The organism is Streptomyces sp. NPDC017225 (genome assembly GCF_044331465.1).
In the GTDB taxonomy this organism is placed as follows: domain Bacteria; phylum Actinomycetota; class Actinomycetes; order Streptomycetales; family Streptomycetaceae; genus Streptomyces.
In genome coordinates, this window is the sequence record NZ_JBIRNE010000022.1 from 98,752 (window position 1) to 113,359 (window position 14,608).

The window sequence follows — 14,608 nt, forward strand, 5'->3', positions numbered from 1 at the left end:
CCGTACCCGGATCGACGGTACGCGGGTCGACCCGTGATCCGACACGGGCCGTGATCCGACACGGCCCGAGGGCGACACCCGGAACCCCAGGTTCCAGGGTGTCGCCCTACTCTTGGGACCCATGTCCTTCACGTACGACGACGTCGGCGCCACCCGCGAGCAGGGCCACTGCCCGCCCGGCTTCCGCCCCATGCACGTACGCACACGCCTCGGGGAGGGCGAACCGGTGTTCCAGCGCGCGGTCGAGGCCGTGCTGACCTGGCAGATGCACCGCGAGATGGGCGTCGGCATCGACGCGGGCGCGGAGCGTGCCGCGCCCGGCGTCGACGTCACCGTCACCCTCGCCGGGATGATCAAGGCGCCCTGCCGGGTGGTCTGGACCCTGGACGAACCCCGCCGGGCCGGCTGGGCCTACGGCACGCTGCCCGGCCACCCGGAGTCCGGCGAGGAGGCCTTCGTCGTCGACCGGACCGGCGACGGCACCGTCTGGCTGACGGTGACCGCCTTCAGCCGGCCCGCCAAGTGGTACGCCAAGGCCGGCGGACCGGCCGCCCGTGCCTTCCAGCACGCCTACGCCCGCCGCTGCGGCACCGTCCTGCGACGGCTGAGCGGCGGCGACGAGGAGGACTGAGCCCGTCCTCGCCGCCCGGGCGCTCACCTCACCGGCGTGCTCACCTCATCAGCAGCCCGGCCGCCTGGGCCAGCTCGTCGGAGGGCACCGCGACCAGCCCCGCCTCCGCGCCGGACGCCAGCAGCCGGTGCGCGGGCAGGACGCGGACCGTGTAGCCGAAGGGGCCGGTGCGGTCCAGGGCCAGCGGGCCCTCGTAGAGCCAGCGGCCCTCCAGGTCGGGACCGCCCGCCGGTTTCAGCGGCACGGCCGTCGCGTCGGTGATCCGGTCCTCGGAGTCCACCCGGCCGGAGACCGCCTGTACCTCGACGTCGTCCGGGGCGAGATCGCCGAGGTTCACCCGCACCCGCAGCCCGAGCGTCGAGCCCAGCTCCGCCGTGGCGCTCGCGGCGGACGTCTCCACATGGTCGACGCTCACCCCGGTCCAGGCGGCCCGCACCCGGGCCTTCCACTCGGCCAGCGCACGGGCGGAGTCCGGGTCCATCGCGCGGTGCGCCTCGGCCGCCGGGGTGTAGAGCCGCTCGACGTACTCGCGGACCATGCGGCCGGCCAGCACCTTCGGGCCGAGCAGGCTCAGGGTCCGGCGGACCATCTCGATCCACCGGTCGGGCAGGCCGCTCGCGCCCCGCTCGTAGAAGCGGGGGGTGATCCGCTGCTCCAGCAGGTCGTAGAGGGCGGCGGACTCTATGGCGTCGCGCCGGTCCGGGTCGGTTCCCGCGCCGTCGGCGGTGGGGATCGCCCAGCCGAAGTCCGGCTGGAACCACTCGTCCCACCAGCCGTCCAGCACCGAAAGGTTGAGGCAGCCGTTGAGCGCCGCCTTCATGCCGCTGGTGCCGCACGCCTCCAGCGGGCGAAGGGGGTTGTTCAGCCAGATGTCGCAGCCCGGGTAGAGCTTCTGCGCCATCCCCATGCCGTAGTCCGGCAGGAACACGATCCGGTGCCGCACCCGCGGGTCGTCCGCGAACCGCACCAGCTCCTGCACCAGCCGCTTGCCGCCGTCGTCCGCCGGGTGCGCCTTGCCCGCGACGACGATCTGGACGGGCCGCTCGGGGTGCAGGAGCAGGGCCGTCAGACGGTCGCGGTCCCGCAGCATCAGCGTCAGCCGCTTGTACGAGGGGACCCGCCGGGCGAACCCGATGGTGAGCACGTCCGGGTCGAGGACGTCGTCGATCCAGCCCAGCTCGGCGGCCCCGGCGCCACGCTGCCGCCAGGAGGCGCGCAGCCGTTGCCGTACCTCGGTGACGAGCTGCTCGCGCAGGGTGCGGCGCAGCTCCCAGATGTCCTGGTCGGCGATGTCCGCGACCGAGTCCCAGCGGTCCGAGTCGCCGACGGACAGCGCGTCCTCGGCCCGCTGGACGCCGATCTGCCGGGCGCCGAGCCGGAACACCTCGGGGGCGACCCAGGTCGGGGCGTGCACCCCGTTGGTGACGGAGGTGATCGGCACCTCGTCGGCGTCGAAGCCGGGCCACAGTCCGGAGAACATCTCCCGGCTGACCCCGCCGTGCAGCAGGGAGACGCCGTTGGCGCGCTGGGCCAGGCGCAGGCCCATCACGGCCATGTTGAAGAGGTTGGGCTCGCCGCCCGGGTAGGTCTCCATGCCGAGCCTGAGAACGCGCTCGACGTCGATGCGCGGCAGCTCGGAGTCGGGGCCGAAGTGGCGGGCGACCAGCTCGCGGTCGAAGCGGTCGATGCCGGCCGGGACGGGGGTGTGGGTGGTGAAGACGGTGCCGGCCCGGACCGCCTCCAGCGCGGCACCGAACTCCAGTCCCTTGTCGCAGAGTTCGGCGATGCGTTCCAGCCCGAGGAAGCCGGCGTGGCCCTCGTTGGTGTGGAAGACCTCCGGCGCGGCGTGACCGGTGAGCCGGCAGTACGTCCGTACCGCCCGGACACCTCCTATACCGAGGAGCATCTCCTGGAGGAGCCGGTGTTCGCTGCCGCCGCCGTAGAGCCGGTCGGTGACGCCGCGTTCGCCGAGGTCGTTCTCCTCGACGTCCGAGTCCAGCATCAGCAGTGGCACCCGGCCGACCTGGGCCAGCCAGACGCGGGCCCGCAGTTCGCGGCCGCCGGGCAGCGCGAGCGCGACGTGGGCGGGGGTGCCGTCGGTCTCCTTGAGGAGGACGAGGGGCAGCTCGTGGGGGTCGAGGACGGGGTAGTGCTCCTGTTGCCAGCCGTCCCGGGAGAGGGACTGGCGGAAGTAGCCGTGGCGGTAGAGCAGGCCGACGCCGATGAGCGGCACGCCCAGGTCGCTGGCCGCCTTCAGATGGTCGCCGGCCAGGATGCCGAGGCCGCCGGAGTACTGGGGCAGGGCGGCGGTGATGCCGAACTCGGGCGAGAAGTAGGCCACGGCGGCGGGGAGTCGGCCGGACCGTGCCTGGTACCAGCGGTCGCCGGTCATGTAGTGGTCGAGGTCGTCGGCCACCGCGGTCAGCCGGCGCAGGAAGCGCCGGTCCTCGGCCAGCTCCGCGAGGCGTGCGGGCCGGACGGTGCCGAGCAGCCGTACCGGGTCGCAGCCGGAGGCGGTCCAGCACTCGGGGTCGACGGACTGGAAGAGGTCGCGGGTGTCCGGATGCCAGGACCAGCGCAGGTTCCGGGCCAGATCGCTGAGGGGCCGGAGGGGGTCGGGGAGAACGGGACGGACGGTCAGTCGACGAATCGCCTTCACCCCGACGACGTTACCGGCGTGATGTGTCCCTCGCCGGGGCCTTCGCCCTCAGACCTCCGATTCGGCCTGAACGGCGTCGTTCGCGTTCGCCGGACGGGCTAATAACGACCGGCGTGTCGATCTTCCGGCGGGGAAGGTGTCCGGTCAGGTCCTCGCGTGTGTCGACATACGCGTGAGTAGGTAACAAAGCGCCGGATTGCCCACCCGAAGAGTGTGGGAAGGCTCCTGCGGTACACCCCGCACGCACCCCGCAGGACCCACCTCCCCAGAGTCATCCGCCCACCCACGTTGACGCGGACAGGAGCGGTCATGCCCGCCACGCACCACTCGTCAGCACCCCCCTCGGTACCCTCCGCCGCGCCCGCCGCGGCTCCCCTCGCGTCCCCTCTCGCCGACGGCACCACCGTCGTCGGACGCATCCCCGTCCTGGACGTCCGCCCGATGGTCCGGCAGGGACGCAGGCCCGCCAAGGCCGTCACCGGCGAGTCCTTCGAGATCTCGGCCACCGTCTTCCGCGAGGGGCACGACGCGGTCGCCGCCCACGCCGTCCTCAGAGACCCGCGGGGCCGGCCGGCCCCGCGGACGCCGATGCGCGAACTGGCCCCGGGCACCGACCGCTGGGGCGCCACCGTCACCGCCGGTGAGCCCGGGCTGTGGTCGTACACGGTGGAGGCGTGGGGCGATCCGGTCACCACCTGGCGGCGCCACGCGCGGATCAAGATCCCGGCCGGCCTGGACACCGACCTGGTCCTGGAGGAGGGCGCCCGGCTGTACGAGCGCGCCGCCGCGGACGTGCCGGGCGGCGCGGACCGGCGGGTGCTGCTCACCGCCGTCGACGCGCTGCGGGACGAGACCCGACCGGCCGCGTCGCGGCTGGCGGCGGCGTTGACGCCCGAGGTGGACGCGGTGCTGGCCCGGCATCCGCTGCGGGAGCTGGTCACCACCTCCGACCCGCTGCCCCTGCTCGTGGAACGCGAACGCGCCCTGTACGGCGCCTGGTACGAGTTCTTCCCCCGCTCCGAGGGCACCCCCACCCAGCCCCACGGCACCTTCCGCACCGCCGCCCGCCGGCTGCCCGCCATCGCCGCGATGGGCTTCGACGTCGTCTACCTCCCCCCGATCCACCCCATCGGCACCACCCACCGCAAGGGCCGCAACAACACCCTCTCCGCCACCCCCGACGACGTCGGCGTCCCCTGGGCCATCGGCTCCCCCGAAGGCGGACACGACACCATCCACCCCCAGCTCGGCACCCTCGACGACTTCGACCACTTCGTCACCGAGGCCACCCGCCTGGGCCTCGAAGTCGCCCTCGACTTCGCCCTCCAGTGCTCCCCCGACCACCCCTGGGTCCACAAACACCCCGAGTGGTTCCACCACCGCCCCGACGGCACCATCGCCCACGCCGAGAACCCGCCCAAGAAGTACCAGGACATCTACCCCATCGCCTTCGACGCCGACCCCGACGGCATCACCGCCGAAACCGTCCGCGTCCTGCGCCACTGGATGGACCACGGGGTACGCGTCTTCCGCGTCGACAACCCCCACACCAAACCCGTCGCCTTCTGGGAAAGGGTCATCGGCGAGATCAACCACACCGACCCCGACGTCATCTTCCTCGCCGAGGCCTTCACCCGCCCCGCGATGATGCACACCCTCGCCCAGATCGGCTTCCAGCAGTCCTACACCTACTTCACCTGGCGCAACACCAAACAGGAACTCACCGAGTACCTCACCGAACTCACCGGCGACGCCGCCTCCTACATGCGGCCCAACCTCTTCCCCAACACCCCCGACATCCTGCACGCCCACCTCCAGCACGGCGGCCGCCCCGCCTTCGAGGTCCGCGCCGTCCTCGCCGCCACCCTCTCCCCCGCCTGGGGCATCTACAGCGGCTACGAACTCTGCGAGAACACCCCCCTGCGCGAAGGCGGCGAGGAATACCTCGACTCCGAGAAATACCAGCTCAAACCCCGCGACTGGGCCACCGCCGCACGCGAGGGCCGCACCATCGCCCCCCTCATCACCCGCCTCAACACCATCCGGCGCGAAAGCCCGGCGCTGCGCCAACTGCGCGATCTGCACTTCCATCCCACGGACAAGGAGGAGGTGATCGCCTACTCGAAGCGGCACGGGTCGAACACGGTTGTGGTGGTCGCCAACCTCGACCCCCACCACACCCAGGAGGCGACGGTCTCGTTGGACATGCCGCAACTCGGCCTGGACTGGCACGAGTCGGTGCCGGTGCGCGACGAGCTGACCGGCGAGACCTACCACTGGGGCAGGGCCAACTATGTGCGCCTGGAGCCGGGCCGTACGCCCGCGCACGTCTGCACGGTTCTGCGACCGTCCCACCCGCAGATCGGAGGGTCACCCACCACATGATCGTCAACGAGCCCGTGCCGGACACCTTCGAGGACACACCGGCCAAGGACCGTGACCCGGACTGGTTCAAACGAGCCGTCTTCTACGAGGTCCTCGTCCGCTCCTTCCAGGACAGCAACGGCGACGGCGTCGGCGACCTCAAGGGCCTCACCGCCAAGCTGGACTACCTGCAATGGCTGGGCGTGGACTGCCTGTGGCTCCCGCCCTTCTTCAAGTCGCCGCTGCGCGACGGCGGCTACGACGTCTCCGACTACACCGCCGTGCTCCCCGAGTTCGGCGACCTGGCCGACTTCGTCGAGTTCGTGGACGCCGCCCACCAGCGCGGCATGCGCGTGATCATCGACTTCGTCATGAACCACACCAGTGACCAGCACCCGTGGTTCCAGGAGTCCCGCAAGAACCCGGACGGCCCCTACGGCGACTACTACGTCTGGGCCGACGACGACAAGCAGTTCCAGGACGCGCGGATCATCTTCGTCGACACCGAGGCGTCCAACTGGACCTACGACCCGGTGCGCAAGCAGTACTACTGGCACCGCTTCTTCTCCCACCAGCCGGACCTCAACTACGAGAACCCGGCCGTACAGGAGGAGATGATCTCCGCCCTGAAGTTCTGGCTGGACCTGGGCATCGACGGGTTCCGGCTGGACGCTGTGCCGTACCTCTACCAGGAGGAGGGCACCAACTGCGAGAACCTCCCGGCCACGCACGCCTTCCTGAAGCGGGTGCGCAAGGAGATCGACGCCCAGTATCCGGACACGGTGGTGCTGGCCGAGGCCAACCAGTGGCCGGAGGACGTCGTCGACTACTTCGGCGACTACGCCGCGGGCGGCGACGAGTGCCACATGGCGTTCCACTTCCCGGTCATGCCGCGGATCTTCATGGCCGTGCGCCGCGAGTCCCGCTACCCGGTCTCCGAGATCCTCGCCAAGACCCCGGCCATCCCGTCCGGCTGCCAGTGGGGCATCTTCCTGCGCAACCACGACGAGCTGACCCTGGAGATGGTCACCGACGAGGAACGCGACTACATGTACGCGGAGTACGCCAAGGACCCGCGCATGCGCGCCAACATCGGCATCCGCCGGCGTCTGGCCCCGCTCCTCGACAACGACCGCAACCAGATCGAGCTGTTCACCGCCCTGCTGCTCTCCCTGCCCGGCTCGCCGATCCTGTACTACGGCGACGAGATCGGCATGGGCGACAACATCTGGCTCGGCGACCGCGACGCGGTCCGCACGCCCATGCAGTGGACCCCGGACCGCAACGCGGGCTTCTCGTCGTCCGACCCGGGGCGGCTGTTCCTGCCGACCATCATGGACCCGGTCCACGGCTACCAGGTGACGAACGTCGAGGCGTCCATGGCCTCGCCCTCGTCCCTGCTGCACTGGACCCGCCGGATGATCGAGATCCGCAAGCAGAACCCCGCCTTCGGCCTCGGCACCTACACCGAACTGCCCTCCTCCAACCCCGCCGTCCTGGCCTTCCTGCGGGAGACCCCCTCGAACGGGGAGAACGAGGACGACCTGGTGCTGTGCGTCCACAACTTCTCCCGGTTCGCCCAGCCCACCGAACTCGATCTGAGCGCCTTCGGGGGACGCCACCCCGTCGAGCTGTTCGGCGGAGTCCGCTTCCCGGCGGTCGGGGACCTCCCGTACCTGCTGACTCTCGGGGGGCACGGCTTCTTCTGGTTCAGGCTCCGCAAGGACGCCGTTTAGGCCGCACCGGCCCCGATCCCCGGGCGGGGCGGTTTCCGCCGCCCCGCCCGGGGCACGCATCAGTAACACCCCGACTACCCGGGGAAAGGACGCGACGCCATGTCGGAAGCCGTCACACGCACCGTCACGAGTCCGCCAGGCCTTCTTGCGTCACTTGATCCACTGCTGCGGGACTGGCTGCCGCGGCAACGCTGGTTCGCGGGCAAGGGGCGTCCGATCACCGGATTCTCGCTGGTCGCGGCCACCGAACTGCTCCCGGCCGACGCCCGCGTCGGTCTCCACCACGTGCTGGTGCGCGCCCATCAGCAGCACACGCCGGCCGCCGGCCCGCCCGAGGAGCCCGGCGACTGCTACCAGCTCCTCATAGGCGCGCGCGAGGCGCTGCCGCCCCGGCTGGCGCCCGCGCTCATCGGGCATGTGACCGAGGGCCCGCTGGCCGGCCGTACCGCCTACGACGCCCTGTACGACACCCGGCCCGCCGAGGTGCTCCTGGAGGCGTTACGCACCGGGGCCCGCATCGGCGGGCTCCGTTTCGAGCGGGAGAGGGACCGGGAGATACGCACCGGTCTGGTGCCCCGGCTGATGACCGCCGAGCAGTCGAACTCGTCGGTCGTGTATGGAAATACGTTCATTCTCAAGGTGCTGCGCCGGATCGTTCCCGGCGTCAACCCCGATCTGGAGCTGCCGCTGGCGCTGGCCCGCGAGGGCTGCCCCAGGGTCCCGGCACCGGCGGGCTGGATGGTGGCGGACCTGGCCGGCCGGTCCTGGGTGCTGGGCGTGCTCCAGCCCTACGTGCAGGGCGCCGGCGACGGCTGGGAGCTGGCCCTGCGCGAACTGGCCAAGGGAGAGGACTTCGTCGCCGAGGCGCGGGCGCTCGGGCGGGCCACCGCCGAGGTGCACACCGCGCTGGCCCGCGCGCTGCCGACCGTCACCCTCGGCCAGGGCCAGCTGCGGCACCTCGCCGACGGCATGATCGGGCGGCTGGAGGAGGCCGCCCACGCGGTGCCCCTGCTGAGGCCGTACGCGCCCGCACTGCGCACGGCGTTCACCGCGCTGGGCGACCTGGCCGCCGAGGGCCGTACCTGGACCGCCCAGAGGGTCCACGGCGACCTGCACCTCGGCCAGTGCCTGCGCTCACCGTCCGGCCAGTGGTCGCTGATCGACTTCGAGGGAGAGCCCGCGAAACAGCTCGCCGAGCGGCGGATGCCACAGCCGCCGGTGCGGGACGTCGCCGGGATGCTGCGCTCCTTCGACTACGCCGCGCACTCGGTGGGCGCCCCGGTGCCGGGCTGGGCCGCTTCCTGCCGGGCCGCGTACTGCACCGGGTACGCGGAGGTCGCCGGCAGCGACCCGCGCACCGACCCGGTGATGCTCCGCGCCCACGAGACGGACAAGGCGGTCTACGAGGTCCTGTACGAGGCCCGGCACCGTCCCGACTGGCTGCCGGTGCCGCTGTCCGCGGTACGCCGCCTGTCCACGCCCGAACCGGCATGACGCCGGGTCCCGGACACCCCTCGACACCCCCTCTCGATCCCACGTCGCCCAGGAGGCTCCGCCCGTGACCCCCCGCCCCTCGTCCAGCGGTCCCGACCCGAAGAAGACGGGCGCCAAGAAACCGGCCGCGAAGAAGCCGGCCGCGAAGAAGGCCGCGGCCAGGAAGACGGTCGGGAAGAAGGCGGTCGCGAAGAAGCCGCCCGGCGAGAAGACACCCGACAAGAAGCCGGCCGCCGGGAAACCGGCCGCCAGGAAGGCGGTGAAGAGGGCGGCGCCGGCCGAGGTCGCCGTCGTCTCCCCCCGTCTGGACACCGGCGACCGGGAACGGCTGCTCGCCGGCACCCACCACGACCCGCACTCCGTACTCGGCGCCCACCCGGTGCCCGGCGGCGTCGCCTTCCGGATCTTCCGGCCGTACGCCCTGGCGGTGACCGTCCTGTGCGGGGAGCCGAGGGCCGAGCTGCACGACGACGGCGACGGGTTCTTCTCGGGCCTGCTGCCGCTGGGCGACGTCCCCTCCTACCGGCTCCGCGTGACGTACGAGGGGGCGGCCCAGGAGGTCGAGGACCCGTACCGCTTCCTGCCCACCCTGGGCGACCTGGACCTGCACCTGATCGGCGAGGGCCGGCACGAGCAGCTGTGGCAGGCGCTCGGCGCGCACCCGGTCACCCACGAGGGCGTCGCGGGCACCCGCTTCACGGTGTGGGCGCCGAACGCGCGCGGGGTCCGGGTCGCCGGCGGCTTCAACTTCTGGGACGGCACCGGCCACCCGATGCGGTCACTGGGCGGCACCGGGGTGTGGGAGCTGTTCCTGCCCGGCATCGGCGCGGGCGAGCTGTACAAGTTCGAGATCACCCGGCCCGACGGCTCGCGCACGTTCCGCGCGGACCCGATGGCCCGCCGTACGGAGGTGCCGCCCGCCACCTCCTCCGTCGTGCACGCCTCGGAGTACACCTGGGGCGACGAGGACTGGCTGGCCCGCCGCGCCGAAGCGCCCGCGCACGAGGCGCCGCTGTCGGTGTACGAGGTCCACCTGGCCTCCTGGCGGCCGGGGCTGACCTACCGTGAGCTGGCCGACCAGCTCCCGGCGTACGTGGCGGACCTCGGCTTCACGCACGTCGAACTCATGCCGGTCGCCGAGCACCCCTTCGGCGGCTCCTGGGGCTACCAGGTCACCGGCTTCTACGCGCCCACGGCCCGCCTCGGCGACCCCGACGACTTCAGGTACCTGGTCGACCGGCTGCACCAGGCCGGCATCGGTGTCCTGATGGACTGGGTGCCGGCGCACTTCCCGCGCGACGACTGGGCGCTGGCCGAGTTCGACGGCCGCCCGCTGTACGAGCACTCCGACCCGCTGCGGGCCGCGCACCCGGACTGGGGCACGCTGGAGTTCGACTTCGGGCGGCGGGAGGTGCGCAACTTCCTGGTGGCGAACGCCGTGTACTGGTGCGAGGAGTTCCACATCGACGGGCTGCGCGTCGACGCGGTCGCCTCGATGCTCTACCTGGACTACTCGCGCGAGCCGGGCCAGTGGACGCCGAACGAGCACGGCGGCCGGGAGAACCCGGACGCGGTGGCGTTCCTCCAGGAGATGAACGCGACGGTGTACCGGCGGGTGCCCGGTGTCGTGACCGTGGCCGAGGAGTCGACGGCCTGGGACGGCGTCACCCGCGCCACCCACCACAAGGGCCCCAGCGGCTTCGGCGGGCTCGGTTTCGGCCTGAAGTGGAACATGGGCTGGATGCACGACTCGCTGACGTACATGAGCCACGAGCCGGTGCACCGCAAGTACCACCACGGCGAGATGACCTTCTCCATGGTGTACGCGTACAGCGAGAACTACGTGCTGCCGATATCCCACGACGAGGTGGTGCACGGCAAGAAGTCGCTGGTCTCGAAGATGCCGGGCGACTGGTGGCAGCAGCGTGCGGGCGAGCGGGCGTACCTGGGCTTCATGTGGGCCCACCCCGGCAAGCAGCTGCTCTTCATGGGGCAGGAGTTCGCGCAGGGCGCGGAGTGGTCCGAGGCGCACGGCCCCGACTGGTGGCTGCTCGACCCGCGGTACGGGGCGGCGGCGGACCACCGGGGGGTGCTGGACCTGGTCCGCGACCTGAACACCGTCTACCGGGCCACGCCGGCGCTGTGGCAGCGCGACACCCACCCCTCCGGTTTCGCCTGGGTGGTCGGGGACGCGGCCGAGGACAACGTCCTCGCCTTCCTGCGGCTGGACGCCGACGGCACCCCGCTGCTCGCGGTGTCCAACTTCGCCCCGGTCGTCCGCGCCGACTACCGCCTCGGCGTCCCCGACGACGTACCCGCCTGGCACGAGGTGCTCAACACCGACGCCGCGCGGTACGGCGGCGGCGACGTGGGCAACCCGGACCCGGTCAAGCCGGAGCCGCAGGGGTGGCACGGCCGGCCGGCGAGCGTCCGGCTGACCCTGCCGCCCCTGGCGACGGTGTGGCTGCGTCCGGCCTGAGAACCGGCGCTCAGGACACGTCCACGAGTCCCTTCGGCAGCGGCTCGGTGTGCAGGACGCCGAGCCGCTGGGTGGCCCGGGTGAGAGCCACGTACAGGTCGCTGGTGCCGTAGCGGCCGGGCTCGACGACCAGGACGGAGTCGAACTCCAGGCCCTTGGACTGGCGCGGGTCGAGGAGGACGACGTTGCGCGTCAGGTCCGGCTCGGCGCCGGCCGTCACGCCGTCCAGCCGGGCCGCGAGGTCCCGGTGCAGCTCGCGCGGGGCGATGACGGCGAGGCGGCCCTCCTCGGGGGTCAGCTCCCGGGCGGCCTCGGCGACGGCGGCCGGGAGGTCGCCGGTGGCGCGGATCCAGGGCCGTACGCCCGTGGACCGCACCGAGCTCGGCGGATCGAACTCCGGGTCGCCGGCGCGGACCACGGCCGCCGCGACGTCCATGATCTCGGCCGGGGTGCGGTAGTTGACGCCCAGCCGGGTGTGCTCCCAGCGGTCCTCCACGTAGGGGGCGAGGATCTTCGACCAGGAGCCGACGCCCGCCGCCTCCGCGGTCTGCGCCGGGTCGCCGACCAGGGTCATCGAGCGGGTCGGGCAGCGGCGCATCAGCAGCCGCCACGCCATCGGGGACAGCTCCTGCGCCTCGTCCACGATGATGTGCCCGAAGGCCCAGGTACGGTCGGCCGCGGCGCGCTCGGCGGCGCTGCGGTGGTCGTCCTCCTCCTGGCGCTCGGCGAACCGCTCGGCGTCGATGATGTCGTGCGCCGACAGCACCTCCGCCTCCTCCTCGTCCTTGTCCTCGAACTCGTAGGTCCGGGACGCGTACGACACGTCCAGCACGCCCTGCGCGTAGGCGATCTGCGCCTCCCGCTCGCGTTCGGCGCGGGTGCGGGCGATCCGGTCGTCCTCGCCGAGCAGCTCGGCCGCCTCGTCCAGCAGGGGTACGTCGGCGACGGTCCAGTGCCGGGTGACCGGGCGGCGGACGGCGGCGGCGTCCTCGGCGGCCAGGAAGGCCTCGGGTGCGGCGAGGAGGTCGGCGACCAGGCGCTGGGGAGTCACCCGGGGCCAGAGCCGGTCGATGGCCGACCAGACCTCGGGGTTCTCGGCCAGTTCGTCGCGGATCTGGGTGATGTCGCTGGGGTCGAGGAGGTTGGAGCCGTCGTAGGGGTCGGTGCCGATGCGTTCGGCGACCATGTCGGTGAGGGTGTTGAGGATGTGGCCCTCGAAGTGCTCGCGGGCCGCGTTGTGCGGCAGCTTCGCGCCGCGGGTGCGCTCGCGGGCGACGCTCACCAGGTCGTCGTCCAGCATGAGGATCTCGCGGTCGTGCTCGATGGCGATGACCGGGTCGGGCAGTGCCTGCCGGTCGCGTACCGCCTCGGCGAGGACGTCGGCCATGTCGGCGCGGCCCTTCACCGCGGCCGCCTCGGGCGTGTCCGCCGCCGTGGCCCTCACGCCGGGGAACAGCTCGCCGACGGTGGACAGGAGCACGCCGGTCTCGCCCAGGGAGGGCAGTACCTCGCCGATGTAGCCGAGGAAGGCCGGGTTGGGGCCGACGATGAGGACGGCGCGCTTGGCGAGCAACTCGCGGTGCTCGTAGAGCAGGTAGGCGGCGCGGTGCAGGGCGACGGCGGTCTTGCCGGTGCCGGGGCCGCCCTCGACGACCAGGACGCCGCGGTGCGGGGCGCGGATGATGCGGTCCTGGTCGGCCTGGATGGTCTGCACGATGTCGCCCATGCGGCCGGTACGCGCGGAGTTCAGCGCGGCGAGCAGCACGGCGTCGCCGGACGGGTCCTCGTGGCCGGTCCGCGTCTCGTCGCCGAGGTCGAGGATCTCGTCGTGCAGCGCGGTGACCGTGCGGCCCTCGCTCGCGATGTGCCGGCGGCGGCGCAGACCCATCGGGGTGTGGCCGGTGGCCAGGTAGAAGGGGCGGGCGACGTCGGCCCGCCAGTCGATCAGGACCGGGGTGCGTTCGGCGTCGTCGGCACGGAGACCGATGCGGCCGATGTGGTGGCCGACGCCGGAGGTGAGGTCGATCCGGCCGAAGCAGAGGGAGCCGTCCACCGCGTTGAGCGCGGCGAGCAGCCCGGAGCGCTCGGAGACCAGGATGTCCCGCTCCAGCCGGGCCTGCTGGGGCGTGTTGCCCTGCGCGAGCGCCTGGGTGACCGAGACCTCGGTGTCACCGCGCAGCGCGTCCACGCGTGCGTAGAGTCCGTCGATGAATTGCTGCTCGTGCCGCAATTCATCGTCCGGAAATTCGGTGTTTGACAATTCCACTCCCGCCCGAATATACTGTGCCCATGAACTTCTTCGTGCCTTCACCCTGCTGAAGTCACGAATCAACGAATATACGCAAAGAAATCCCCCGAGCGCAATTGCTCGGGGGATTTCTTGCTGTCACCCGTTGCCCACCGGCCGGCTACAGCACGTCCGACAGCTCCTCCAGCAGCCGCCGCTTGGGCCGGGAGCCCACCATGGACTTCACCGGCTCACCTCCGCGGAACACCACGAAGGTCGGCATGGACAGCACCTTGTACGCGTTGGTGGTCGCCGGGTTCTGGTCGACGTTCAGCTGCACCACCCGGAGCCGGTCCCCCTCCTCCTCGGCGAGGGCGCTGAGTACCGGAGCCATCTGCCGGCACGGCGGGCACCAGTCCGCGGTGAACTCCACCAGCACCGGCAGCTCACTGCCCAGCACCTGAGCGGCGAACTCCGCGTCCGTCACCTCGGCCACCCCACTGCTCCTCATGCGTGTCCTCCCAGTTCGCACTTGGGCTCCGGACCCCCCGGAACCGCCGCCTCGGCCCGCGCCAGCTGCGCACCGACCTGCGCCCGCACCGACGTGAGCTCCTCGATCAGCGCGTCCAGCTCCGCCAGCTTGCTCCGGTAGACCATGAGGGAGGCCGGGCACGCGTCACCCTCGGGATGCCCGGCACGCAGGCACTCCACGAACGGACGGGTCTCCTCCAGGTCGAACCCGAAGTCCTGGAGCGTCCTGATCTGCCGCAGGAGCTTCAGGTCGTCCTCGTCGTACGTCCGGTATCCGTTGCCGGTGCGCCGCGCGGACAACAGCCCCCGCGACTCGTAGTACCGCAGCGTCCGCGTCGTGGTACCGGCCCGCGCGGCCAGCTCGCCGATTCGCATGGGAACGAACGTAAGCCTTGACCCGGACGTCAAGGCAAGGAGAACAAGGAGAACGGCAAGAACCCCGCGCGAAGAGCGCGGGGTTCTCGGGGCCGGGCGGCCGAGCAACGGG

The 14,608-nt window shown here is 71.9% G+C and carries 9 protein-coding genes; 5 read left to right on the forward strand and 4 right to left on the reverse strand.

Features of this window, described 5'->3' with window-relative positions; translation table 11 throughout:
* The first annotated feature begins 121 nt into the window (after nucleotides 1–121).
* On the forward strand, nucleotides 122–631 hold the full coding sequence (locus ACH4NX_RS33080; protein WP_351400182.1) for a DUF1990 domain-containing protein: 510 nt from the start codon (nucleotides 122–124) through the stop codon (nucleotides 629–631).
* 40 nt (nucleotides 632–671) lie between these two features.
* Here the strand turns inward: ACH4NX_RS33080 and ACH4NX_RS33085 are convergent, their stop codons facing one another.
* Nucleotides 672–3,290, reverse strand: a complete 2,619-nt coding sequence (locus tag ACH4NX_RS33085; protein ID WP_398129742.1) for a glycosyltransferase family 1 protein — start codon at nucleotides 3,288–3,290, stop codon at nucleotides 672–674.
* Between the two features lie 309 nt (nucleotides 3,291–3,599).
* Between ACH4NX_RS33085 and ACH4NX_RS33090 the strand changes: the two genes are divergently transcribed.
* The 4 genes from ACH4NX_RS33090 (at nucleotide 3,600) to glgB (ending at nucleotide 11,363) form a co-directional block, all read left to right on the forward strand.
* Nucleotides 3,600–5,675 (forward strand): alpha-1,4-glucan--maltose-1-phosphate maltosyltransferase, encoded by a 2,076-nt coding sequence (locus ACH4NX_RS33090; RefSeq protein WP_398129743.1) that lies wholly within the window; start codon nucleotides 3,600–3,602, stop codon nucleotides 5,673–5,675.
* Nucleotides 5,672–7,390, forward strand: coding sequence for a maltose alpha-D-glucosyltransferase (treS, locus tag ACH4NX_RS33095; protein ID WP_351390138.1), 1,719 nt, complete (start codon nucleotides 5,672–5,674; stop codon nucleotides 7,388–7,390). The genes ACH4NX_RS33090 and treS overlap by 4 nt, the downstream gene beginning before the upstream one ends.
* A 99-nt stretch (nucleotides 7,391–7,489) precedes the next feature.
* Nucleotides 7,490–8,884 (forward strand): phosphotransferase, encoded by a 1,395-nt coding sequence (locus ACH4NX_RS33100; protein WP_398129744.1) that lies wholly within the window; start codon nucleotides 7,490–7,492, stop codon nucleotides 8,882–8,884.
* A 64-nt stretch (nucleotides 8,885–8,948) separates the two neighbouring features.
* A complete protein-coding gene (gene glgB / locus ACH4NX_RS33105; protein WP_398129745.1) occupies nucleotides 8,949–11,363 on the forward strand; it encodes a 1,4-alpha-glucan branching enzyme in 2,415 nt (804 codons plus the stop codon).
* A gap of 10 nt (nucleotides 11,364–11,373) precedes the next feature.
* Here glgB and ACH4NX_RS33110 read toward each other — a convergent pair whose 3' ends face one another.
* The 3 genes from ACH4NX_RS33110 to ACH4NX_RS33120 form a co-directional block, all read right to left on the reverse strand.
* Complete coding sequence (locus ACH4NX_RS33110) at nucleotides 11,374–13,623, reverse strand: HelD family protein (RefSeq protein WP_398129746.1); 2,250 nt, start codon at nucleotides 13,621–13,623, stop codon at nucleotides 11,374–11,376.
* 148 nt (nucleotides 13,624–13,771) lie between these two features.
* Complete coding sequence (locus tag ACH4NX_RS33115) at nucleotides 13,772–14,086, reverse strand: thioredoxin domain-containing protein (protein ID WP_351390697.1); 315 nt, start codon at nucleotides 14,084–14,086, stop codon at nucleotides 13,772–13,774.
* An 11-nt stretch (nucleotides 14,087–14,097) separates the two neighbouring features.
* Nucleotides 14,098–14,496 carry a MerR family transcriptional regulator gene (locus tag ACH4NX_RS33120; protein ID WP_351390149.1) on the reverse strand — a complete coding sequence of 133 codons (399 nt, stop codon included), beginning with the start codon at nucleotides 14,494–14,496 and terminating at the stop codon, nucleotides 14,098–14,100.
* Nucleotides 14,497–14,608: the final 112 nt, after the last annotated feature.